This window comes from Streptomyces sp. MBT53 (assembly GCF_016654115.1).
GTDB lineage: Bacteria > Actinomycetota > Actinomycetes > Streptomycetales > Streptomycetaceae > Streptomyces.
Genome location: NZ_JAEQAZ010000138.1, coordinates 1 through 22,603 on the forward strand (window position 1 = coordinate 1; position 22,603 = coordinate 22,603).

Annotated in this window: 21 protein-coding genes; 10 read left to right on the plus strand and 11 right to left on the minus strand. The window is 70.6% G+C overall.

The features are described 5' to 3' along the window. On the plus strand, positions 1–884 hold an 884-nt coding region (locus JHN45_RS36245; RefSeq protein WP_201053625.1), incomplete at its 5' end, for an MBL fold metallo-hydrolase. Here the strand turns inward: JHN45_RS36245 and JHN45_RS36250 are convergent. Together JHN45_RS36250 and JHN45_RS36255 are read right to left on the minus strand one after the other, a co-directional pair. Further along, the gene (locus JHN45_RS36250) at positions 881–1,516 is read right to left on the minus strand and encodes a DedA family protein (RefSeq protein WP_200710179.1); all 636 of its coding nucleotides are present in this window, start codon (positions 1,514–1,516) and stop codon (positions 881–883) included. The genes JHN45_RS36245 and JHN45_RS36250 overlap by 4 nt on opposite strands. Then, positions 1,513–2,286 (minus strand): MBL fold metallo-hydrolase, encoded by a 774-nt coding sequence (locus tag JHN45_RS36255; protein WP_201053627.1) that lies wholly within the window; start codon positions 2,284–2,286, stop codon positions 1,513–1,515. The genes JHN45_RS36250 and JHN45_RS36255 overlap by 4 nt, the downstream gene beginning before the upstream one ends. 85 nt (positions 2,287–2,371) lie before the next feature. On the opposite strand from JHN45_RS36255, the gene JHN45_RS36260 reads away from it, so the two are divergent. From JHN45_RS36260 to dnaK, 6 genes are all read left to right on the plus strand, one after another. Further along, positions 2,372–2,803 (plus strand): hypothetical protein, encoded by a 432-nt coding sequence (locus JHN45_RS36260; protein ID WP_019071350.1) that lies wholly within the window; start codon positions 2,372–2,374, stop codon positions 2,801–2,803. Positions 2,804–2,885: 82 nt separating this feature from the next. After that, positions 2,886–4,961, plus strand: a complete 2,076-nt coding sequence (locus JHN45_RS36265; protein WP_200710181.1) for an alkaline phosphatase family protein — start codon at positions 2,886–2,888, stop codon at positions 4,959–4,961. Positions 4,962–5,039: 78 nt separating this feature from the next. Further along, positions 5,040–6,101 carry an ATP-binding protein gene (locus JHN45_RS36270; protein WP_201053628.1) on the plus strand — a complete coding sequence of 354 codons (1,062 nt, stop codon included), beginning with the start codon at positions 5,040–5,042 and terminating at the stop codon, positions 6,099–6,101. A 19-nt stretch (positions 6,102–6,120) separates the two neighbouring features. After that, on the plus strand, positions 6,121–7,926 hold the full coding sequence (locus tag JHN45_RS36275; RefSeq protein ID WP_201053630.1) for a hypothetical protein: 1,806 nt from the start codon (positions 6,121–6,123) through the stop codon (positions 7,924–7,926). Positions 7,927–7,979: 53 nt separating this feature from the next. Then, positions 7,980–8,405, plus strand: a complete 426-nt coding sequence (locus JHN45_RS36280) for an OsmC family peroxiredoxin (protein ID WP_200710184.1) — start codon at positions 7,980–7,982, stop codon at positions 8,403–8,405. A gap of 115 nt (positions 8,406–8,520) precedes the next feature. Next, positions 8,521–10,398 carry a molecular chaperone DnaK gene (gene dnaK / locus JHN45_RS36285; RefSeq protein ID WP_201053636.1) on the plus strand — a complete coding sequence of 626 codons (1,878 nt, stop codon included), beginning with the start codon at positions 8,521–8,523 and terminating at the stop codon, positions 10,396–10,398. On the opposite strand, the gene narI is transcribed toward dnaK, so the two are convergent. The 7 genes from narI to JHN45_RS36320 all read right to left on the minus strand — a co-directional run bounded on the left by narI (position 10,395) and on the right by JHN45_RS36320 (position 19,717). Further along, a complete protein-coding gene (narI, locus tag JHN45_RS36290) occupies positions 10,395–11,117 on the minus strand; it encodes a respiratory nitrate reductase subunit gamma (protein WP_201053638.1) in 723 nt (240 codons plus the stop codon). The genes dnaK and narI overlap by 4 nt on opposite strands. Continuing rightward, positions 11,114–11,608, minus strand: a complete 495-nt coding sequence (gene narJ / locus JHN45_RS36295) for a nitrate reductase molybdenum cofactor assembly chaperone (protein WP_200710187.1) — start codon at positions 11,606–11,608, stop codon at positions 11,114–11,116. The genes narI and narJ overlap by 4 nt, the downstream gene beginning before the upstream one ends. Beyond that, the gene (gene narH / locus JHN45_RS36300; protein ID WP_200710188.1) at positions 11,608–13,233 is read right to left on the minus strand and encodes a nitrate reductase subunit beta; all 1,626 of its coding nucleotides are present in this window, start codon (positions 13,231–13,233) and stop codon (positions 11,608–11,610) included. Before narH ends, narJ begins: the two co-directional genes overlap by 1 nt. Then, a complete protein-coding gene (locus JHN45_RS36305) occupies positions 13,233–16,919 on the minus strand; it encodes a nitrate reductase subunit alpha (RefSeq protein WP_201053640.1) in 3,687 nt (1,228 codons plus the stop codon). Before JHN45_RS36305 ends, narH begins: the two co-directional genes overlap by 1 nt. A gap of 132 nt (positions 16,920–17,051) precedes the next feature. Then, a complete protein-coding gene (locus JHN45_RS36310) occupies positions 17,052–17,867 on the minus strand; it encodes an SAM-dependent methyltransferase (protein WP_201053642.1) in 816 nt (271 codons plus the stop codon). 79 nt (positions 17,868–17,946) lie between these two features. Next, positions 17,947–18,810, minus strand: coding sequence for a helix-turn-helix transcriptional regulator (locus JHN45_RS36315; protein WP_201053644.1), 864 nt, complete (start codon positions 18,808–18,810; stop codon positions 17,947–17,949). Positions 18,811–18,895: 85 nt separating this feature from the next. Continuing rightward, positions 18,896–19,717 (minus strand): helix-turn-helix domain-containing protein, encoded by an 822-nt coding sequence (locus tag JHN45_RS36320; protein ID WP_201053647.1) that lies wholly within the window; start codon positions 19,715–19,717, stop codon positions 18,896–18,898. A gap of 172 nt (positions 19,718–19,889) precedes the next feature. On the opposite strand from JHN45_RS36320, the gene JHN45_RS36325 reads away from it, so the two are divergent. Further along, positions 19,890–20,195 carry a 4a-hydroxytetrahydrobiopterin dehydratase gene (locus JHN45_RS36325; RefSeq protein WP_201053648.1) on the plus strand — a complete coding sequence of 102 codons (306 nt, stop codon included), beginning with the start codon at positions 19,890–19,892 and terminating at the stop codon, positions 20,193–20,195. A 29-nt stretch (positions 20,196–20,224) separates the two neighbouring features. Continuing rightward, a complete protein-coding gene (locus tag JHN45_RS36330) occupies positions 20,225–20,974 on the plus strand; it encodes a class I SAM-dependent methyltransferase (protein ID WP_201053650.1) in 750 nt (249 codons plus the stop codon). Here the strand turns inward: JHN45_RS36330 and JHN45_RS36335 are convergent. Next, on the minus strand, positions 20,952–21,419 hold the full coding sequence (locus JHN45_RS36335) for a hypothetical protein (RefSeq protein ID WP_201053652.1): 468 nt from the start codon (positions 21,417–21,419) through the stop codon (positions 20,952–20,954). The genes JHN45_RS36330 and JHN45_RS36335 overlap by 23 nt on opposite strands. Beyond that, positions 21,416–21,895 carry a hypothetical protein gene (locus JHN45_RS36340; protein WP_201053660.1) on the minus strand — a complete coding sequence of 160 codons (480 nt, stop codon included), beginning with the start codon at positions 21,893–21,895 and terminating at the stop codon, positions 21,416–21,418. The genes JHN45_RS36335 and JHN45_RS36340 overlap by 4 nt, the downstream gene beginning before the upstream one ends. 39 nt (positions 21,896–21,934) lie before the next feature. Between JHN45_RS36340 and JHN45_RS36345 the strand changes: the two genes are divergently transcribed. After that, on the plus strand, positions 21,935–22,603 hold a 669-nt coding region (locus JHN45_RS36345), incomplete at its 3' end, for a YafY family protein (protein ID WP_201053666.1).

Below are 22,603 nucleotides of genomic sequence, written 5' to 3' on the forward strand. Positions count from 1 at the left end.
GCCTCAAGGCGATGGCCCGCTTCGCCCGCGAGGGCTCCGTACGACCCCGCCCCGAAGGCCTCGCCGACATCCCCCGACTCCCCTTCGCCCCCGAGCCGTTGCCCCAGGTCGACTCCCTGACCGTCGCCGTCACCTGGGCGGGACACGCCAGTTGGGTGGTGCAGATCGGCGGCCTGACCATCCTCACCGACCCGGTCTGGTCCCGTCGCATCCTCGGCACCCCGGCCCGGATCACCCCCGTGGGCGTCGCCTGGGAATCACTCCCGCCGATCGACGCCGTCGTCATCAGCCACAACCACTACGACCACCTCGACGCCCCCACCCTGCGCCGACTCCCGCGCCACACCCCGGTGTTCGCCCCGGCCGGCCTCGGCAGCTGGTTCCGGCGCCGCAGATTCACCCGCGTCACCGAACTCGACTGGTGGGAGGCGGCCCAACTCGGCGGCGTACGGCTCGACTTCGTACCCGCCCACCACTGGTCCAAGCGCAGCCTCACCGACACCTGCCACTCCCTGTGGGGCGGTTGGGTGATGACGGCACCGGACGGACAGCGCGTCTACTTCGCGGGAGACACGGGCTACGGCCACTGGTTCTCCCGCATCGGCGCCCGCTATCCGGGAATCGACCTGGCCCTCCTGCCCATCGGCGCCTACGACCCGCGCTGGTGGCTCAGCGACGTCCACTGCGACCCGGAGGAGGCGGTGCGGGCCGCCCAGGACTTGGGTGCGAGGCGGATGGCCCCGATGCACTGGGGCACGTTCGTCCTGTCGGCGGAGCCGGTCCTGGAGCCGCTGACACGGGTCAAGGCAGCATGGGAGAAGGCAGAGTTGGCGCGCGAGAACCTGTGGGACCTACCAGTAGGAGGCTCAAGAGTGCTTGCCTAGGCGGGAGTTGTCTTCCGCACCCTGCGCCACACGGTCGGGGCCGCGCTGATCACCACGGTCAGCGCGACCGCGGCCACCACGCCCTCCCACGGCTCGGGGAACAGCGAACCGCCGAGGATGCCGATCAACTGGTACGTCACCGCCCAGGCCAGACAGGCCGGCGCGTTCCCCCGGGCGAACCGCCGGATCGGCCACTCGGCCAGCAGACAGGCCAGCATCACCGGGATACGGCCCGCCGGCACCATCCGGGACAGGATCAGCACCGTCACCCCATGGTCGGCCAGCTTCTCCTGCGCCTGTGCGAGCCGTTCCTCCGGTGCCCGCGCGCGGATCGCCTCCAGCCAGCGTGAGCCGTTCTTCGACCCCATCCCGCGCCGCCCCAGCCAGTACAGCGCGATGTCCCCGAGGAACGCGGCCAGCGACGCGGTCACGAACACCAGCGCCAGCGCGAACGGCGCCGTCTGATGGAACGCGACCACGGCCGCCGAACTCACCAGCGCCCCCGTCGGAATCACCGGCACCAGCGCCCCGAACAGCACCAGCAGGAACAACGTCGGGTAGCCGATGGCCTGTTGGGTGGACTCGGGTGACGTGGTCGCCGTCGCGGACACCGCCTGGGCGATCCAGCTCACCGCGCGACCTCCGGACGTACGCTCTCGCCGTGCCCGAGCCGGTGCACGGCCACCGAGGGCGCCAGTTGGGCCGCGATGCGCACGAACTCGTCGCCGGGCGTGTGGAATTCGTGCGGGCGCACCGCGTCCATCCCGATCGGCCAGTACGTGCCGTAGTGCACCGGCACCGCACTGCGCGGCGCGAGCCGGGCCAGTGCCTGGGCCGCGCGTCCCGCGTCCAGATGCTCCTCGCCGAGGTACGGCCCCCAGCCGCCGACGGGCAGCAGCGCCACGTCGACCGGCCCGACCTCCTTGGCCATGTCGTCGAACAGTCCAGTGTCCCCGGCGAAGTAGGTGCGCGCCTCGCCCTCGACGACGTAGCCCAGCGCGGGGGAGCGGTGCGGTCCGACCGGCAGCCGCCGCCCGTCGTGCCGTGCGGGCACGGCCCGTACCACCAGGTCACCGACCATCGTCCGGTCGCCGGGGGACACCTCGTCGATCCGCAGCTGCCGGAGCCGGCGCAACCCGGGCACCGCGCGGAGTGCGCCCCGGGGCACGAGCAGGCGCGTGCCCGGGGCGAGGGTGCCGAGCGAGGGAAGGTGCAGGTGGTCGGCGTGCAGATGGGAGACGAGCGCCAGGTCCGCGCGATGGGCCTCGGGCGGCGGCACCGCGCCCCGGCGGCGTCGTAGGTGCGCGAGCCGGCGGGCGAACAGGGGGTCGGTGAGGACACGTACGCCCGAGTCCTCGATCGTGCAGGTGGCGTGACCCCACCAGGTGATCTCCACCGGCACCTTCTTTGCCTCCTTCGCGCGACTCCCCCGAAGCCTACGGGCAGGAGTAGGGTCGGCGGCGAAACCCGGAGGTGAGGGGGACGCCATGGGACAGGTACGCGGTGCCTCCGGTATGCCCTCGCGGGTCAGGGTCACGGCGATCGCCAGCCTGACACCGCTGGAGGAGCTGGACGAGGACCCCTTCCTGGTCGACTCGCGCAGCCAGCACGCCATGTGCGCCCGCTGGGCCGCCGACCACGGCTATGTGATCGCCCGCGAACTCCTGGTGCGCGGACTACGGCCCGACCACAGCGCCCTGTGGGACGGCGTCCGCCCCGGCCTCGACCTGTTCGTCGCCCCCAGCCGCCGGGTCCTGGAGAGCGCGCTGTCCTCCGTCGAGGAGTTCACCGACGAGTGCGCGCGGCGCGGGGTGCGGATCGAGACCGTCGGCCGCGCGGAACCCTGCTACGACGCCCAGATGAAGGCCAGCGTGCACCGACGGCTGTCCATGCCGACGGCGGGCTACGACGGCCGGTGACATCTGGACCGTTCCACCCGTTGTGACAAGGTGGGTGGAGGCCCGCCAGGTCGACGGGCCCGGGACGTGAGGTGTACGGGGCGTGGGTGGAGCGCGTTGGCGGCGGCTCGCCAGTCAGGTCGGGCGGAGCATCGCGGTGTGGGCGGTCTCCACGGTCACCATGCTGGTGCTCGCCGGGATCCTGCCGGACTTCAAACTCCAGTCGGCGGACGGTGACAGTGCCACCCGTATCGGCGTCACGGCGGCGTTCGGCGCTGGCGCCTTCGGTGTGCTGTCGGCCCTGGTCTGGCCGCTGCTGGTACGGCTGTTGCTGCTGGTGCCCGCGCTCGTCCTCGGCCTCCTCGTCTTCGTGCTCAACGGGTCGCTGCTGCTGATCGCCCTGCGCATCAATCCGGACGGCGGGCTGCGCGGCCAGGTCGCCCCCGAGACCGCCGTGGTCGTCGCCGCCGTGATGTCCGCCGTGGCTTCGGCGACCGGCGGTGCCCTGGCCGTCCGCGACGACGACGCCTACCGCCGCCGCCTCTACCGCCTCGCCGACCGCCGCCGCAGAGCCCTGCCACCGGGCCCCTCCAGCCCCGGCACCGTCTTCCTCCAGCTCGACGGCGTCGGCCACGACGTCCTGCTCGACGCGATGGAGAAAGGGCTGATGCCGACCGTCGCGCGACTCCTCGGCGGCGAGCGCCCCACTCACCGCCTCACGCCGTGGCGCACCGACTGGTCCAGCCAGACGGGTGCGAGCCAGCTCGGCATCCTGCACGGCTCCAACCACGACATCCCCGCGTTCCGCTGGTACGAGAAGGACACCGGCGAGGTGATGGTCTGCAACCGCCCGACCAGCGCCGCCGAGCTCCAGCGCCGCGCCATCGAGCACACCGGCGACGGAGGCCTCCTCACCGTGGACGGCGCCAGCCGCGGCAACCTGTTCAGCGGCGGGGCCGACGAGCAGGCCCTGGTGCTGTCCATCGCGATCCGCCGCCGGGGCCGGGAGAACCGTTCCCGCGCGGGCTACTTCGCCTACTTCTCCGATCCCGCCAACGCCGTCCGCACCGCGATGTCCTTCGTCGCCGAGGTCGGCCGCGAGATCGGCCAGTCGACCCGCTCCCGCCTCACCAGGCAGCGCCCCCGCGTCAAACGCGGCGGCCTCTACCCGCTCGTCCGCGCCTTCGCGACCGTCGTGGAACGGGACGTCGTCGTCGCCGCGGTCATGGGCGACATGCTGGCCGGCCGCACCGCCGTCTACGCCGACCTCGTGGCCTACGACGAGGTAGCCCACCACTCCGGCCCGCGCAGCCGCGACGCCGCCAAGGTCCTCCAACGCCTGGACCGTTCCATCGCCTTGATCGAGAACGTCGCCGAGCACGCCCCGCGCCCGTACCGCATCGTCGTCCTCTCCGACCACGGTCAGAGCCCCGGCGAGACCTTCCAGGGCCGCTACGGCCTCACTCTCGGCGATCTCGTCCGGGCGGGCTGCGGGCTGCCCGTGCCGCGCCGGGCCCGCCGTACCCACAGCGGCGCCGAGGCCCGGGCCGCCGTCCGCGCGGCGCTGCGCAGGCCCGCAAAGGACGGTGACGAGCGGCAGGTGCACGCAGGCCGCCACTCGGAGCCGATCGTGCTGGCCTCCGGCAACCTCGGTCTGGTCTCCTTCCCGGACGTGCCGCACCGCATGACCAAGGAGGAGATCGACGCCCGCCACCCGGCGCTCCTCACCACGCTCGCCAACCACCCCGGCGTCGGCTTCGTCCTCGTGCGCAGCGAGGAGCACGGCGGGCTCGTCCTCGGTGCGCACGGCGCGGAGCTGCCGGTGGCTGAACTCGACGACAAACAGGGCCCGTTGGCGGACTTCGGCCCCGGCGCCGCGGACGCCGTCCGGCGCACCCACTCCTTCCCGCACACCGCCGACATCATGGTCAACTCCTGGTACGACCCCGCCGAGGGCGAAGTCCTCGCCTTCGAGGAGCAGATCGGCTCGCACGGCGGTCTCGGCGGCTGCCAGGGCAAGCCGTTCCTGCTGTCGCCGTACGCCCTCTCCGCGCCGGTCGAGGACGGCGAGGATCTCGTCGGCGCCGAGCACATCCACCGCGTACTGCGGCGCTGGCTGCGGGAGTTGAACGGCCCGCAGGTGCCGCTGACGGCGGAGCCGGAGGAGCGGGCCGCCTGAAAATGGGCTGCGGTGGGCGGTTCGCGAGCACACACTGTTCGAGTCTCCCCACCCCGACCTCCTTCAGGAGTTGCTGCTTTGCAGGCTGCCGTCACCGTCACTCCCGCCCGGATCCCCGAACTGCTGCTGGGTCTCGCTACCGTCCGCCCCGTCTTCCTCTGGGGCGCGCCCGGCATCGGAAAGTCGTCCCTGGTAAGGGAGTTCGCTCAGGCGCTGGGGCTGGAGTGCGTCAGTCTGCTCGGTACGCAGCTCGCGCCCGAGGATCTGATCGGCGTACCGCAGATCCGCGACGGACGGTCGGTGTTCTGCCCGCCGGAGGCCATCGCGCGCGACGAGCCGTACTGCCTGTTCCTCGACGAACTCAACGCGGCCACACCGGATGTGCAGAAGGCGTTCTACTCGCTGATCCTGGACCGCCGTATCGGGAACTACGAACTCCCCAAGGGATCCATCGTGATCGGCGCCGGCAACCGCGCGACCGACAACGCGCTGGCCCGCCCGATCGCCTCCGCGCTGATCAACCGGCTCACCCACGTCCACCTGGAGGCGTCCCCGAAGGACTGGCTCAAGTGGGCCGCCGCCAACGGCATCCACCCGTGGATCCTGGACCACCTCACCGACCGCCCCGACCACCTGTGGTCCAAGCCGCCGAAGACCGAGGAGCCCTTCTCCACGCCCCGCTCCTGGCACATGCTCTCCGACGCGCTGGGCTCCTTCGGACCCGACCTGGACGAGGACACCCTCAAGGTCGTCGCGCACGGCACGCTGACGCCCGCGCACGCGGTCGCGTTCTGCGGCTACGTCAAGATCGTGCGCAGCCGCTTCGGCATCGAGGCCGTCCTCAAGGGCGACGCCCGCTGGCCCAACCGCACAGAGGACCGCGACCTCCTCTACTACCTCGCCGAGTCCTTCCGGGGCCGCCTCATCAAGGAACTCCCCGCCAGCAAGGACCACTTGTCGGCCAACGGCCGCCAGACCGCCTACCGCGCCAAGTCCCTCCTCGTCCAACTCGCCGAGATCTCCGTCGAGGTGGCCCAGAGCGTCATCGCCTCGGACGACGACGGCAACTCGGTCCTCCCGGCCTGGTTCCTGGTGGAGGCGGCCCGGGACATGCCCCGGCTGGTGGAGGCACGCCGATGAGTTCCACGGAGGTGCCCCGGTGAGCCGTACCCGCAAGAAGGACCCCGAGAAGCAGAAGCCCGACCCGGCGACCGAGGCGTTCACGGCCGGCCTGAAGCTCGTGTGGGCCAACCCCGCGTTCGCCGCGATCGACTTCGAGCTGTGCCGGAAGGCGGAGTGTCAGGCCGCGCCCCTCGACGGGCTCGTCCTCGTCAACTCCAACGGGTATCTCCACGCGCACCCCACCCGGCTCGCCGAACCCACCGAATGGGCCTGGGCGATCGCGCACGCGCTCATCCACCTCGGCTTCGGACACGTACCCGGCGCCGACGGCGAGCGCGAACAGCCCGATCGCTTCGACCTCGCGGCCCGCTGCGTCGTCGTCAACCGCTTCCTGCTCACCTTCCCCATCGGCCGCACCCCGGAAGACCTCCCCGCCACCTACCCGTCGGGCGACGAGGAACAACTCGCGGCCCGCTGGCGCCGCGACGGCATCCCGGCCGCCTACGAACACTGCGGTACGGCGGGCAGCGCGCCCGACCAGCGGCTCGTACCGTGGCACGGCTGGCCCGGGAAGCCCGTCGACTGGCAGATCGCCTTCGCGAGCGCCCTCACCCGCACGATGTCCGTCGCCATGGACCTCGCCGGCGGCCGCCGTGACTCGATGTACGGCGGCCCCACCCGACTCCAGCCCTGGGAACGGGCGTTGAGCTGGTTCGTCTCCAACTACCCGCTGCTGGGCGGCATCGCGGCCGGTATCACCCTCGTCGCCGACGTCGAACTCGCCCGCGCCCAGGGCATCTCCGTCGCCGCCGTCGACACCGAGGCCGCCGAGATCTACATCAACCCGCTGCGTCAATTCGACAGCGAGGAATGGCGGTTCGTCCTCGCCCACGAGATGCTGCACGCCGCCCTGCGCCACGGCGACCGCTGCGGCACCCGCGACCAGTTCCTCTTCAACGTCGCCGCCGACTACGTCATCAACGGCTGGCTGCGCGAGATGGACATCGGCACGATGCCCGAAGGCCTGCTGTACGACCCGGAGTTGAAGGATCTCTCCGCCGAGGAGGTCTACGACCGGATCACCGCCGACCTGCGCCGCACCCGCCGCCTGGCCACCCTGCGCGGCAAGGGCACCGGCGACATCCTCGGCGGACCGCTCGGCAGTCCGCGCGACTACGTCGACCTCGACGAGTTCTACCGGCGCGGCCTCGCCCGGGGCCTCGACCTGCACCAGCAGCACGAACGCGGCTTCCTGCCCGGCGGGTTGGTCGAGGAGATCCGCACCCTCAGCCATCCACCCCTGCCCTGGGACCCGCAACTCGCCCGCTGGTTCGACGAGTTCGTGCCCAGACCGGAGCCCGTGCGGTCGTACGCCCGTCCGTCGCGCCGCCAGTCCTCCACGCCCGACATCCCGCGCGCGGGCCACTATTTCCCGCCGGAGGAGGTCGCCCGCTGCACCTTCGGCGTCGTCCTCGACACCTCCGGCTCCATGGACCGCACCCTCCTCGGCAAGGCGCTGGGCGCGATCGCCTCGTACGCCGAGGCCCGTGACGTACCGGCCGCCCGGGTCGTGTTCTGCGACGCGGCCCCGCACGACGCGGGCTACGTCCCGGTCACCGACATCGCCGGCCGGGTGCGGGTGCACGGGCGCGGCGGCACCGTACTTCAGCCCGGAATCGACCTGTTGCACCGTGCCGACGACTTCCCGCCGGGCGCGCCCGTCCTCGTCATCACCGACGGCTGGTGCGATGTGCTGAGGGTGCGGCGCGAGCACGCCTATCTGATTCCACAGGGTGCTCGCCTGCCGTTCACCCCGCGTGGGCCGGTCTTCCGGGTGCGCTGAACCGGAATGTGATCGGATGGCCTCGAACGACATCCGCGTCGAAAGGAATCACCGTGGCTACCACGCGCACCGCACACACCGTCTGGGAAGGCGAACTCATCAAGGGCAGCGGCGAGGTCACCTTCGACTCGTCAGGCATCGGTGTGCAGCCGGTGACGTGGGCGTCGCGCGCCGAGGAGGCCAACGGCAAGACGAGCCCCGAGGAACTGATCGCGGCCGCCCACTCCAGCTGCTTCTCCATGGCGCTGTCGCACGGCCTCACCGGCGCGGGCACCCCGCCCACCCGCCTGGAGACCAAGGCCGACGTCACCTTCCAGCCCGGCGAGGGCATCACCGGCATCCACCTCACCGTCCGCGGCGAGGTCCCCGGCCTGGACGCGGCCGGCTTCGCGGCCGCCGCCGAGGACGCCAAGAAGAACTGCCCGGTCAGCCAGGCGCTCGCGGGTACGACGATCACGCTGACGGTCGAATCCGCCTGACCCCGGCCCCCTCTCCCACCTCGATGCCGCACCCCGAAAACGGGTGCGGCATTGACTTTCCGCCACTCAAGTTTTGTGCTGGAGATCGGGCAGCGCCTGGCGGAAGGGGACGGCTATGGGACGAGCGGTCGGGATCGATCTGGGGACCACGAACTCGGTGGTCGCGGTGCTGGAGGGCGGGGAGGCGACGGTCGTCGCCAACGCCGAGGGAGCGAGGACCACACCCTCGGTCGTGGCCTTCGCCAAGAACGGCGAGGTACTGGTCGGCGAGGTCGCCAAACGGCAGGCCGTGACCAACATCGAACGCACCGCGCGCTCGGTGAAACGCCACATGGGCAACACCGACTGGCGGTTCCCCGACACGGGCGCCATCGACGGAACGCGGTACCGCGCCCAGGAGTTGTCCGCGCGCGTACTGCAGAAACTGAAACGGGACACGGAGGCCTACCTCGGCGAGGACGTCACCGACGCGGTGATCACCGTCCCCGCCTACTTCGACGACTCCCAGCGCCAGGCCACCAAGGAGGCCGGCGAGATCGCGGGCCTCAAGGTGCTGCGGATCATCAACGAACCGACCGCCGCCGCCCTCGCCTACGGCCTCGACCGCGGCGAGGAACAGACCGTCCTCGTCTTCGACCTCGGCGGCGGCACCTTCGACGTCTCCCTCCTGGAGATCGGCGACGGCGTCATCGAGGTCAAGGCCACCAACGGCGACACCCACCTCGGCGGCGACGACTGGGACCAGCGGGTCATGGAGTACCTGGTCAAGAAGTTCCAGGGCCAGTACGGCATCGACCTCGGCAAGGACAAGATGGCGCTCCAGCGTCTGCGCGAAGGCGCCGAGAAGGCGAAGATCGAACTCTCCTCGGCCGCCGAGACGACGATCAACCTGCCCTACATCACCGCCTCCGCCGACGGCCCGCTGCACCTCGACGAGAAGCTGACCCGCGCCCAGTTCCAGGAACTCACCGCCGACCTCCTGGACCGCTGCAAGACCCCCTTCCACCAGGCGGTCAAGGACGCCGGCGTCAAACTCTCCGCCGTCGACCACGTCATCCTCGTCGGCGGCTCGACCCGGATGCCCGCCGTCACCGACCTCGTCAAGGAACTCACCGGCAAGGACCCGCACAAGGGCGTCAACCCCGACGAGGTCGTGGCGGTCGGCGCCGCCCTCCAGGCCGGTGTCATCCGCGGCGACGTGAAGGACGTCCTGCTCCTCGACGTCACCCCGCTGTCCCTGGGCATCGAGACCAAGGGCGGCATCATGACGAAGCTCATCGAACGCAACACGACCATCCCCACCCGGCGTTCGGAGATCTTCACCACCGCCACCGACAACCAGCCCTCGGTCGGCATCCAGGTCTACCAAGGTGAGCGCGAAATCGCCGCGTACAACAAGAAGTTGGGCGTCTTCGACCTCACCGGCCTGCCGCCCGCCCCACGCGGCGTCCCGCAGATCGAGGTCGCCTTCGACATCGACGCCAACGGAATCATGCACGTCTCGGCCAAGGACCTGGCCACCGGCCGCGAACAGAAGATGACCGTCACCGGCGGCTCCGCGCTCCCCAAGGACGACATCGACCGAATGATGCGCGAGGCCGAACAGTACGCCGACGAGGACCGCAGGCGCCGCGAGGCCGCCGAGACCCGCAACCAGGCCGAACAACTCGTCTACCAGACCGAGAAGTTCGTCCGCGAGAACGAGGAACGCATCCCGGCCGACACCAGGACCGAGGTCGCGGCGGCGGCCACGGAGGTGAAAGCTCTCCTGGAACACGAGGCGGACACCGCCGAGTTGCGTGCCGCCGTGGAGAAACTCGCCACCGTCAGCCAGCGGATGGGGCAGGCGATGTACGCCCAGGCGGCCGCCGAGCAGTCACCCACGGAGCAGACGGAGACCCCCACGGAACACACCTCGCCCCAGGAGGAGGAAGGCGTCGTCGACGCGGAGATCGTCGACGACGAACGCGAGGCGAAGGGCGGCGCCGCCTAACTCCCGGTCCGCTCCCACCCACGCCGCTCCGGCCGCGGCCCCAACTCCCTGGGGTCGCGGCTGCGGTAGACCACGTACGGGCGGAACAGATACTGCACCGGCGCGCTGAACATGTGCACCAGCCGGGTGTACGGCACGAGCGCGATCAGCGCCATGCCGATCACCGCGTGGACCTGGTACAGCACCGGCACGCCCGTCATCAGCTCTGTCTTTGGCTGGAGAGTGAAGAGACTGCGGGCCCAAGGGGCGATGGACTGACGGTAGTTGTAGCCGTCACCGGCCGCGTGGGTCAGCTTCGCCACCATCCCCATCGCGATCGCCGCGAGCAGGACGACGTACATCAGCTTGTCGTTGACCGTGGTCGCCCGGAACACCGGTGCGTTCGTACGGCGGCGGTAGAGCAGCAGCAGGATCCCGCCGACCGCGAGGACACCGGCCGCGGTGCCGCCGTAGAGCGAGAACAGGTGGTACACGTGCTCGCTGATGCCGGCCGAGTGCGTCCACGACTCGGGGACGAACAGGCCCACCAGGTGCCCGGCGAGGACGAAGAGGATGCCGTAATGGAAGGCGGGGGAGGCGATGTTGAGGAGCTTCGACTCGTAGACCTGCGAGGAACGTGTCGTCCAGCCGAACTTGTCGTAGCGGTGGCGCCAGAACAGGCCGGCGACGAGGAGGACGAAGGAGAGGTAGGGCAGGGCGCCCCACAGGAACGTGCTCATCGGCGTGCCTCCGTGGGGGCGGGCGGCAGGGTGGCGCAGACTGCGTCCAGGACGGACGCGTACGGCGTGCCGAAGTCGGCCAACCGGGCGCGGAGTCGGTCCAGTGCGGCGCGGTACTCGGTGAGGAGGTCGAGGTTGCCGGTGCGGGCCGTGAACTCCAGGACCGCGGGCAGGAAGTCGGGCAGCTCCTCGCCGGTGAACTCCAACTCGTGGGCGCGGTACAGCTCTTTGAAGCGGACCAGGGACATGCCCCGCCGCCGGGTGTCGCCGTCGTGCCACCAACTCAGGTACAGGCTGTGCCGGTTCTTGAAGTCGAAGACCTGCACATAGTGCGCGGCGAGTTCCTGGGGCGGGGTGAGGGCCGCGTGGTCGACGAACTCCCGCAGCTGCGGGGCGGCTTCGCGCAGCAGGGGGAGCCGGGCGCGGAAGTCGTCGTCGGGGTAGGTCAGGCAGAGTGCGGCCCCTTGGTACAGCACGGCGTCCGAGGGCATCAGGCATCCTTCGCATCGAGGTCCGGCCGGTCCGGCCGGTCGGGGTGGTCCGCGGTCTGCCGCTCGCGCAGCGCGTGGAAGTTCTCCACGGACACGATCGGCAGCAGCTTGCGCCCCGAGTCCCGGCCGAACGGCCCGTCGCCGACCGTGCCGGGACCGTCCTGGTGGCCGACACTGCACTCGTCGGGCAGCGCGGACTCCTCAAGCCGCCGCGCGTCCCCGACCGCCGCCGTCGGAATGACGTACCGGTCCTCGTACTTGGCGATCGCCAGCAGCCGGTACATCGCCTCGATCTCCTCCGGCTCCATCCCTACGGCCGCTGCCGCCGCCGGATCCGGCTCCTCGCCGAGGTTGATGGCCCGCATGTGGGAGCGCATCGCGGCCAGCTTCTCCAACGCGGCCCGCACTGGCCCGACTTCACCGGCGGTGAACAGCTCCGCCAGATATTCGAGCGGGATACGCAGCGTGTCGATCGCGCCGAACAGATTGCCCGCGTCCTCGCCGTCGTGCCCGGTCTCCGTCAACGCGTCGACGACCGGCGACAACGGCGGGATGTACCAGACCATCGGCATCGTCCGGTACTCCGGATGCAGCGGCAGCGCCACCCGGTACTCGCTGATCAGCCTGCGCACGGGGGAGCGGCGAGCCGCCTCCATCCAGTCGTACGGGATGCCCGCCTCCTCGCAGGCCCGCTGCACCCCGTGGTCCTCGGGGTCGAGGAACACCCCCAACTGGGCCTCGTACAGCGCCTTTTCGTCCCGTACCTCGGCCGCCTCCGTCACCTTGTCGGCGTCGTACAGCATCACCCCGAGATAGCGCAGCCGCCCCACACAGGTCTCCGAGCACACGGTGGGCAGGCCCACTTCGAGGCGCGGATAGCAGAGCGTGCACTTCTCGGCCTTGCCGGTGCGGTGGTTGAAGTACACCTTCTTGTACGGGCATCCCGTCACGCACATCCGCCAGCCCCGGCAGCGGTCCTGGTCGACCAGGACGATGCCGTCCTCGGCCCGCTTGTACATCGCGCCCGACGGACACGACGCCACACAGGCCGGGTTGAGGCAGTGCTCGCAGATGCGCGGGAGGTAGAACATGAAGGCCTGCTCGAACTCGAACTTCACCTTGTCCGAGGCCTGTTGACGGGTCCGCTCCACCATCGGGTCGAAGTCGCCGTAGGCGGGGGCGCCCGCGAGGTTGTCGTCCCAGTTCGCCGACCACTCGATCTTCATCGGCTTGCCGTCGAGCTGCGAGATCGGTCGGGCGACCGGGTAGTCGTCGCCGAGCGGGGCGTCGGTGAGGTTCTTGTAGTCGTAGGTCCAGGGCTCGTAGTAGTCCTTGATCTCCGGGAGTTCGGGGTTGGAGAAGATCCCGGCGAGCTTCCTGAACCGGCCGCCCGCCTTCAGCTTGAGCGCGCCGCGCCGGTTCAACTCCCAGCCGCCGCGCCAGCGTTCCTGGTCCTCGTAGCGGCGCGGATACCCCTGACCGGGGCGGGTCTCGACGTTGTTGAACCAGACGTACTCCATGCCCCGCCGGTTGGTCCACGTCTGCTTGCAGGTCACCGAACACGTATGGCAGCCGATGCACTTGTCGAGGTTCATCACCATGGCGATCTGGGCCATCGGACGCATCAGTACTCGACCTCCTGGCTGCTGCGACGGCGGATCACCGTCACCTCGTCCCGCTGGTTGCCGGTCGGGCCGAGGTAGTTGAAGGCCCAGCTCAACTGGGCGTAGCCGCCGATGAGATGGGACGGTTTGAGGATGAGCCGGGTGAGCGAGTTGTGGATACCGCCGCGCTTGCCGGTGGTCTCCGTCACGGGGACGTTGACCGTGCGTTCCTGCGCGTGGTGCATGTAGACCGTGCCGGGCGGCATCCGGTGCGAGACGACCGCGCGGGCCACGACCACGCCGTTGCGGTTGACCGCCTCGATCCAGTCGTTGTCGACCACGCCGATCGCGTCCGCGTCCTGCGGCGACATCCAGATGTTCTGACCGCCCCGGGACAGGGCCAGCATGAACAGGTTGTCCTGGTACTCGGAGTGGATGGACCACTTGTTGTGCGGGGTGAGGTAACGGACCGTCACTTCTCTTTGCCCGTCCGGTCCGAGGGCCGGTTCGCCGAAGAGGCGGTGCATGTCGAGCGGCGGCCGGTACACGGGGAGTGCCTCGCCGAGTTCGTGGATCCAGTCGTGGTCCAGGAAGAAGTGCTGGCGCCCGGTGAGCGTGTGCCAGGGCTTGAGCTGCTCGGTGTTCTGCGTGAACGCCGTGTAGCGCCGGCCGCCGGACTCGCTGCCCGACCACTCCGGCGAGGTGATCACCGGGACTGGGGCCGCCTGCGTGTCGGCGTAGGTGACGCGCTTGCCCTCGTGCTCGGCGGCCAGGTGGGCCAACTCCCGTCCGGTGCGCGCCTCCAGGGTGCGGAATCCCTGCACGGCGAGACGGCCGTTGGTGGTGCCGGAGAGCGCGAGGATGGTGTTGGCGGCCTTCACCGCCGTGTCGAGGGAGGGGCGCCCCTGGTATCCGACCCCGTTCAACTCCCTCAGCTGTTCGACCTCTTGGTCCGGCTTGAGGGCGATCCCCTTGGCGGGCATGCCGAGTTGCTCCACCAGCGGACCGAGCGCGGCGAACTTCGCGCCGATCGCCGTGTAGTCCCGCTCCACCACCGTGAGCGTCGGCATGGTCTTCCCGGGTACGGGTTCGCACTCGCCGCGCTTCCAGTCCAGGACGACACCGCCGGGCTGGGCGACCTCGCCGGGTGTGTCGTGCTGGAGCGGGGTGGCCACCAGGTCCTTGCGGACGCCGAGATGGTCCACGGCCAGTTCGCTCAGCCGCTCGGCCAGCGCCTTGAACGTGTCGAAGTCCGTCCGCGCCTGCCACGGCGGATCCACGGCCGGTGTGAAGGAGTGGACGTAGGGATGCATGTCCGTGCTGGACAGATCGTGCTTCTCGTACCAGGTCGCGGCGGGCAGCACCACGTCCGACAACAGCGTCGAGGAGGTCTGCCGGAAGTCCAGCGACAGCAGCAGGTCGAGCTTCCCCTCCGGTGCCTCGTCGCGCCAGGTGACGTCCCGCGGCCGTACGTCCTCGGGCGCCTCCTCCGCCCGCAACGACGAGTGCGTGCCCAGGAGATGCTTGGTGAAGTACTCGGCGCCCTTCGCGGACGAACCCAGCAGATTCGCCCGCCACAGGGTCAGTACGCGCGGCCAGTTCTCCGGCGCGTCCGGGTCCTCGCAGGCGAACTTCAGGTCCCCGGAACGGAGTTGGGCCACCGCCTTGGCCACCGGGTCGCCGAACGCCTCGCCCAGTTCCAGGGGGTTGCGGTCGAAGGTCGGGTACGACGGCATCCACCCCGTGCGCGCCGAGAGGGCGAGACAGTCCGCGCCCGTCATCCCCGTGAACCGCCCCTCCCCGAGCGGTGAGGCGAGGACATCGGCGGCGAACCGGTCGTAGCGCCACTGGTCGGTGTTGAGGAACCAGTACGCGGTGCCGATCATCTGCCGGGGCGGCCGGGACCAGTCGGAGGCGGCGGCCAGGGTCGCCCAGCCGGTGGAGGGGCGGCACTTCTCCTGGCCGACGTAGTGTGCCCAGCCGCCGCCGTTGCGGCCCTGGCAGCCGGTGAGTTGGAGCAGGGCGAGGAAGGCGCGGTAGATCGTCTCCGAGTGGAACCAGTGGTTGGTGCCGGCGCCCATCAGGATCATGCAGCGGCCTTTGGACCGTTCCGCCGTCCGCGCGAACTCCCTCGCGATCTTGATGCACTTGGCGGCCGGGACGGAGGTGTGCGCCTCCTGCCAGGCGGGGGTACCCGGGGTGCGCGCGTCGTCGTAGGAGGCGGGCCAGGTGCCCGGCACACCGTGCCGGAAGACACCGTACTGTGCCAGCAGTAGATCGTAGACAGTCGTCACGAGGGGGCCGTCGGGGCCGCCGAGCCGGGTCGCCGGGACGCCCCGGCTCACCACCTCGCCGCGGCCCTGACCGTGCTCGCCGCCCTCGGTGTCGAACCTCGGGAGCAGTACCTCCACACCCGCCGCGACTTCGCTGCCGTGGAGGCTCAACTGCGGCTCGATGTCGCCCAGTTCGAGGTTCCACTTGCCCTTGCCCGACTCGGTCCAGCGGAAGCCGAGGGAACCGTTCGGGGCGACCGCGCGGCCCGTCACCGTGTCCAGGACGACCGTCTTCCAGTCGGCGCCCTCGTCGGACTGGCCGAGGTCGGCGGCGCGCAGGAACTTCGACGGGACGTACGCGCCGTCGCGTTCCGTGAGGGTGACCAGGAAGGGGAGGTCGGTGAACTGCCGTACGTAGTCCTCGAAGAAGGGTGTCTCGCGGTCGACGAAGAACTCCTTGAGGACGACGTGGCCCATCGCGAGCGCCAGCGCGCCGTCCGTGCCGGGGTGCGGGTGCAGCCACTCGTCGGCGAACTTGGCGTTGTCCGCGTAGTCGGGGGCGACGACCACGACCTTCTGCCCTCGGTAGCGGGCCTCCGCCATCCAGTGCGCATCCGGCGTGCGGGTCACCGGGACGTTCGAGCCCCACATCATCAGATACGCGGCGTCCCACCAGTCGCCCGACTCCGGCACGTCGGTCTGGTCGCCGAAGACCTGCGGGGAGGCCACGGGAAGGTCCGCGTACCAGTCGTAGAAGGACAGCATCGGGGCGCCGATGAGGGAGTGGAAACGGGCGCCCGCCGCGTGCGACACCATCGACATCGCCGGGATGGGGGAGAAACCGGCGATGCGGTCGGGGCCGTACGTCTTGATCGTGTGGACGTGCGCGGCGGCGACGATCTCGACCGCCTCGTCCCAGCCGGCCCGGACCAGTCCGCCCTTGCCGCGCGCCCGCTGGTAGCGGCGGCGGCGCTCGGGGTCGTCCTGGATGTCGGCCCACGCGGCTACAGGATCCTGTATACGGTTTTTCGCCTCCCGGTACATCTCCAGCAGCACGCCCCGGATGTACGGGTAGCGCACGCGAGTGGGGGAGTAGGTGTACCAGGAGAAGGCCGCGCCGCGCGGGCAGCCCCGGGGCTCGTACTCGGGGCGGTCCGGGCCCACCGACGGATAGTCCGTCTGCTGGGTCTCCCAGGTGATGATGCCGTCCTTGACGTACACCTTCCACCGGCAGGAGCCCGTGCAGTTCACGCCGTGCGTGGAGTTCACGACCTTGTCGTGGCTCCAGCGGTCCCGGTAGAAGGCGTCCGCCTCCCGGCCGCCCGCCAGCCCGATGCTGTGCAGGTCCGGCGCCGCCGTGCCCGGGCGGAAGAACCGTCCGGCCCGCAGCAGCGCCGCTCCCGGCTCGGTGGGCGGTGTCCGCGTGTCCGTCACCTGCGCTCCCTTGCTCGCCCGTGGTGTCGAACCTAGGGCGGGGCAGGGGAGCGCACCCGTTCACGGCGCCCGTACGGGTCAGAGTGCGCGGGCGTACGGGTCGTGGCTCTCGGGTGGTACGGGTCGTACGGGTCAGGCCTTGCGGGCGACCCCGCCGTAGACCGGGACGATGCCCTCCGCCTGGGCGGCCACGTCCTCCGCCTCCGGGCGCCAGCCGTAGACGGCGATCACGCCCGGGCCGAGCAGCTCCAGACCGTCGAAGAAGCGCGAGAACTCGGCCAGCGAGCGCGGGTAGAACGGGGTGCCGCTGCGCCGGAAGTGCTCGGCCGCCTTGGCGATGGCCTCGGGGCTGAGATCCGGGGTGACCTGCGAAAGGGTCAGGTAGCTGCCCGGGGCGAGGACGTCGACGTACCGCTCGATCAGGCCGTACACGTCGTCGCCGTCGGGGTCGTCCCCCAGGTAGTGGGTGAGCGCGACCAGCGACAGCGCGACCGGCTGTGCGAAGTCGAGGGTCTCGCCGGCCAGCCGCAGGATCGTGTCCGGGTCACGGACATCGGCGTGCACGTACTCGGTGCTGCCCTCGGGCGCGCCGTGCAGCAGTGCCTCCGCGTGCCGCAGCACGATCGGGTCGTTGTCCGCGTACACGACCTTCGCGTCCGGGGAGACACCCTGCGCCACCTGGTGCAGGTTCGGCTCGGTGGGGATGCCGGTGCCGATGTCCAGGAACTGGCGTATCCCGGCCTCGGCGGCGGTCCGCGTCGCCCGGTGCATGAACCGGCGGTTGGCCCGCGCGCCGCGCACCGCCGTGCCGTCCGAGGCGAGGATCCGGCGCGCCAGCTCCTCGTCCACCGGGTAGTTGTCCTTGCCGCCGAGCCACCAGTCGTACACCCGCGCCGGATGCGGCCGGCTGGTGTCGATACGGGTGGGCGCGGCTTCGGATCCGGTCATGCGGTGTCGTCTCCTCGGGAGTTCGGGTCGGTGTACCGGGCCGTGCGGTGCCGGGAACCGTGCTGTGTGCGGGCCGTGCTCAGAAGGTCTCGCGATAGTCCCGCAGGATCTTCTTGGTGCGCTGTGCGGACGCGGCGTGCGCCGTCATGTGGTCGAGAACCTCCAGATGCGCGGAGACCTCGGTACGGGAGTCCAGATACAGGGCGCCGGTCAGATACTCGGTGAACACCATGTCGGGCAGCTCCGGTTCGGCGAAACGGAACAGCGAGAACGGGGCGTACGTCCCCGGGTGCGGGCCGCTCTCGAACTCCGCGACCTGGAGCGTGACCCGGTCGCGCTCGCCGAACTCCAGCAACCTGTCCAGCTGTTCGCGCATCACCTCGCCGCGCATGCTCACCGGACGCCGCAACACCGTCTCGTCCATGATCACCCACAGGTGCGGCGGATTGTCCCGCTCCAAAAGCCCCTGGCGCGCCATCCGCAGGGACACATGCCGCTCGATGGTCTCGGGACCGGTCTGGCCGATCGTCCCGGCCTCCATCACGGCCCGCGCGTAGCCCTCGGTCTGCAACAGGCCCGGCACGAAGTGCGGTTCGTACGAACGGATCAGCCCGGCCGCGCCCTCCAGGCTCACATACAGGCTGAACCACTCCGGCAGCACATCGTGGAACCGCTGCCACCAACCTGGCTGGTTCGCCTCCTCGGTGAGCGCGACGAACGCGTCGGCCTCCTCGTCGGGCACCCCGTACGTGCTCAACAGCACCTGTACGTACGGCACTTTCAGCGCGACCTCGGCCATCTCCATCCGCCGTACGGTCGCCGGAGCCACCCGCAGGACCTGCGCGGCCTCCTCGCGTTTGATGCCGGCCGCCTCGCGCAACTCCTGGAGCCTTCTGCCCAGCACTACTTGACCCACGGTGGGCGCGGGCCGCCGTTCACTCACGCCACGCCTCCCCATACGCGCCGAAGTCTGGGGGCAGTGTGCCATGTTCCGGCCATTGTCTCAGCGGTTCGGGGATGATCATCCGTCAGTCACCCTGCCCGCGAAGGTACTTGGCCGTCGCCGGATCGGCCGGGAGGAACGTCTCGATCGCCAGCTCCGACACCGTCACATCCATCGGAGTGTTGAACGTGGAGATCGAGGAGACGAACGACAGCACCCGTCCCTCGTGCTCGATCCGCATCGGCAGCGCGAAGTACGGTACGGAAGCGTCCCGTTCGGCCTCGCCGCCGACCGCCTTTGGCACCGGATACGCGGCGACCTCGTCGTACAGCGCCCGCAGCGGCTCGGACCGGTGCAACGCGATCTGCCGCTCCATCTGCGCGAGGAGATGCCCGCGCCATTCACCCAGATTGCGGATGCGCGGCGCCAGGCCCTCGGGGTGCAGCGTCAACCGCATGGCGTTCAGCGGCGGTTGGAGCAGGGACTCCGGTACGCCGTCCAGCAGCATCGTGATGCCCCGGTTCGCCGCGACCACCGTGTAGACGGCGTCGACCACCAGCGCCGGATACGGCTCGTAGCCCTGGATCAGCCGCTCCAGACCCTCGCGCAACGCGCCCAACGCCGGGTCGTCCAACGGGGTCTCCGGATAGCGCGGGGCGTAACCGGCCGCCAGCAGCAGGGAGTTGCGCTCCCGCACCGGCACGTCCAGATGCTCGGCCAGCCGCAGCACCATCTCCTCGCTCGGCCGCGACCGCCCCGTCTCGACGAAGCTGATGTGCCGGGCCGAGGAGTCCGCCCGCAGCGCCAGCTCCAGCTGGCTGACCCGCCGCCGCTCCCGCCAGGCACGCAGCAACGGGCCGACACCCCTGCCCGCGGAGGCGTCGGTACCGGTCGCGACGATGGTCATACGCACGACCGTAGTCGAAGCGGCCCGCCCGTGAACGAACCGAGGAACCCGTCCGGGGGAGCCGTGTACCGAACACAACCCGGGGCACTCTCCTGACCAGGCACGCGGCCCACCGCCTGTGGCACGCTGAAGTGGCCGAAGAGCAACCCGCCCCCCAGGAAGGACCCAGGCCATGCCCGTCGCACCGCTGTCGCAGAAGGAGATCGAGGACCGCCTCGCGGAACTCCCGGGCTGGTCCGCCGACGCCGACCGCCTCACCCGCACCTACCGGCTCGGCACCCACTTCGCGGCCACCGCGATGGTCGTCCACATCGCCCAGGTCCAGGAGGAACTCGACCACCACTCCGACCTCACCCTCGGCTACAACACCGTCACCCTCACCGTGAACACCCACAGCGTCGGCGGCGCGATCACCGAACTCGACTTCCAACTCGCCCGCAGAGTCGAGGACTTGGCACCGGGCCACGGCGCGGCCTGACCGCACGGGACGGGTGGGGGTGACAGCGCGTGCTCGACTACGACAAGGAAGCCGACGCCTACGACGCGACACGCGGCGGCGAGCCCCGTGCCGCCGCCGCTGCCGAAGCCGTACTCGGCCTCGTCCCGCAGGAGGCCCGCGCCCTCCTCGACGTGGCCTGCGGCACCGGCATCGTCACCCGCCGCCTGGCCGCCGCCCGCCCCGGCCTGCGGGTCATCGGCCTGGACGCCGCACCCGCCATGGCCCGCACGGCGGCGACCCGGCTGCCCGGCGCCGTACTTCTCGCCGACAGCCGCCAACTCCCCTTCCCCGACGGGGTGTTCGACGCCGTCACCACGATCTGGCTACTGCACCTCGTGACGGGCCCCGAAGACGCCGCGGCGATCATCGCGGAGTGCGCACGCGTACTGCGACCGGGCGGGGTGTACCTCACCACCGCCGACAAGGCCGCCGCCCACGACGTCGGCAGCGACATCGACGCCGTCCTCGCCCCGCGCCCACGCCGCCCCGCCCAGGACCGACCGGACCACGTCCGCGCCTACGCCGCCCGGCAGGGCCTGCACCCCGCCGGAACGGCCCGCTTTCGTGGCCACGGCCAGGGCCGCAGCCCCCGCAGCACCGTCGCCGACCTGCGACGCGGCTGGTTCACCATGCTGCCGCCCGGCGAACCGCTCACCGAACGGTTCGCCGAGCGACTGCAGCTGCTACCCGACCAGGAACGGCCGCGCGCAGACCCCGAGTTCACCGTCCTGGCCTTCAGGAAGCCTCCGGCCGGGTGAAGTCCATCGTCCAGTTGGTCACCCAACTCGCCCCGTCGTCCACCGAGAACGCCTGCTCCCAGCGTGCGCCGCTCGCGGAGACCCCCGACCACACGAACCGCACCCGCACGTGTTTCCCGTCGTGGGTGTCGTCGCCGTAGAACTCGCCCCGGCCGCCCGCGAAACGGCCCGTCACCGGCGGGAACAGCTTCCCGCTGCGGCTCGACGACCAGTTCAGGGACCACAGTTCGGCCTCCGGGTCGAAGAGCCGCAGGGTCAGCCCCTTCGAACCCAGATACGGCATGTCGATCTCGTCGACGTTCGCCGCGCCGTCGAAGAGCGGCCAGCAGCGACTGACCCCGGTGAACTCCTCCCAGCCGCTGCCGGGTTGGAGGAAGTCGGTGAGACGACGGTTCACGACCTCCCACTCTCTGTGCAGGAAGTCGAAGTCATGCGGGCTGCTCATGAGCGGTCTCCAGTGGTTCCGGCGGGCAGGGAGTCGGCCAAGTAGGCGTCGAGGTCCGGGACTTCGGGCGCGAGCAGATGCCGTACCCAGGCGTCCCGTTCGTGCAGGATCGGCGGCAGCTCCCAGACACAGCCGATCCACGGCAGATCGGGTGTCACGAAGTGGGTGGGGTCGAGGTCGGGGCAGCCGAGCACCGGCTGGCCCGCCGACGCGCCCCGGAAGTGCAGGACGTTGTCCCACACCCAGCTGTAGGCGTTCAGATAGGCGCCGTCGTCACCGCCCCGGTGCAGGACGACGAACGTGGCCGGGGGAGTGTCGTCGGGCTCGGGCAGCAGCTTCGGCAGGATCGCGTACGCCGCCGCCTCCACCTCGGGCGCGATCCCGGTGGGGTCGGCGGTGACGTGGTAGCGCTTGATGTGCCGCCCGGCCACCTCGATCGGCGGTGGCACGGTCAGCAGTTTCTCCGTGAAGGGCATGACAGGACGCTAGGACCGCTTCACTGACATCCTGTGTCAGTGAAGTCCAGCAGACTCCTCTCGATCCTGCTCCTGCTCCAGACCCGGGGGAGGATGACCGCCGCCCAGCTCGCCGAGGCCCTGGAGGTGTCGGTCCGCACGGTCTACCGGGACGTCGAGGCGCTGAGCGCGGCGGGTGTCCCGCTGTACGGCGACGCGGGCCACGCCGGCGGCTACCGCCTCCTCGACGGCTACCGCACCCGCCTGACCGGCCTCACCACGGACGAAGCCGAGGCCCTGTTCCTCGCTGGGGTGCCGGGACCGGCCGCCGAGCTGGGCCTCGGCCCGGTCCTGGCCGCCGCCCAGCTGAAGGTGCGCGCGGCCCTGCCGGCCGAGCTGCGCGAGCACGCGGACCGCATCAGCGGCCGGTTCCATCTGGACGCGCCGGGCTGGTACGCGGACGCCGACGACACACCGTTTTTGCATACAGTCGCCGACGCCGTATGGCACAACCGCGTTCTGTATGCCATCTACCGCCGCTGGCGCGAGCCCACCGACGTGGAACGCCGACTGGAGCCGTACGGGCTCGTACTCAAGGCAGGCCGCTGGTATGTCGTAGCCGGTCCCGGCCCGCGCACCTTCCGCGTCGACCAGATCCTCGCCCTCACCACCCCCGCCCCCGACTCCGACGAGAGGTTCACCCGCCCCGACGACTTCGACCTCGCCGCG

Coding starts and splice junctions, on each gene's coding strand:
- JHN45_RS36260 (WP_019071350.1), top strand. CDS start 2,372: ATGGGACAGGTACGCGGTGCCTCCGGTATGCCCTCGCGGGTCAGGGTC.
- dnaK (WP_201053636.1), top strand. CDS start 8,521: ATGGGACGAGCGGTCGGGATCGATCTGGGGACCACGAACTCGGTGGTC.
- narI (WP_201053638.1), bottom strand. CDS start 11,117: ATGAGCACGTTCCTGTGGGGCGCCCTGCCCTACCTCTCCTTCGTCCTC.
- narJ (WP_200710187.1), bottom strand. CDS start 11,608: ATGCCCTCGGACGCCGTGCTGTACCAAGGGGCCGCACTCTGCCTGACC.
- narH (WP_200710188.1), bottom strand. CDS start 13,233: ATGCGTCCGATGGCCCAGATCGCCATGGTGATGAACCTCGACAAGTGC.
- JHN45_RS36310 (WP_201053642.1), bottom strand. CDS start 17,867: ATGACCGGATCCGAAGCCGCGCCCACCCGTATCGACACCAGCCGGCCG.
- JHN45_RS36320 (WP_201053647.1), bottom strand. CDS start 19,717: ATGACCATCGTCGCGACCGGTACCGACGCCTCCGCGGGCAGGGGTGTC.
- JHN45_RS36325 (WP_201053648.1), top strand. CDS start 19,890: ATGCCCGTCGCACCGCTGTCGCAGAAGGAGATCGAGGACCGCCTCGCG.
- JHN45_RS36335 (WP_201053652.1), bottom strand. CDS start 21,419: ATGAGCAGCCCGCATGACTTCGACTTCCTGCACAGAGAGTGGGAGGTC.
- JHN45_RS36340 (WP_201053660.1), bottom strand. CDS start 21,895: ATGCCCTTCACGGAGAAACTGCTGACCGTGCCACCGCCGATCGAGGTG.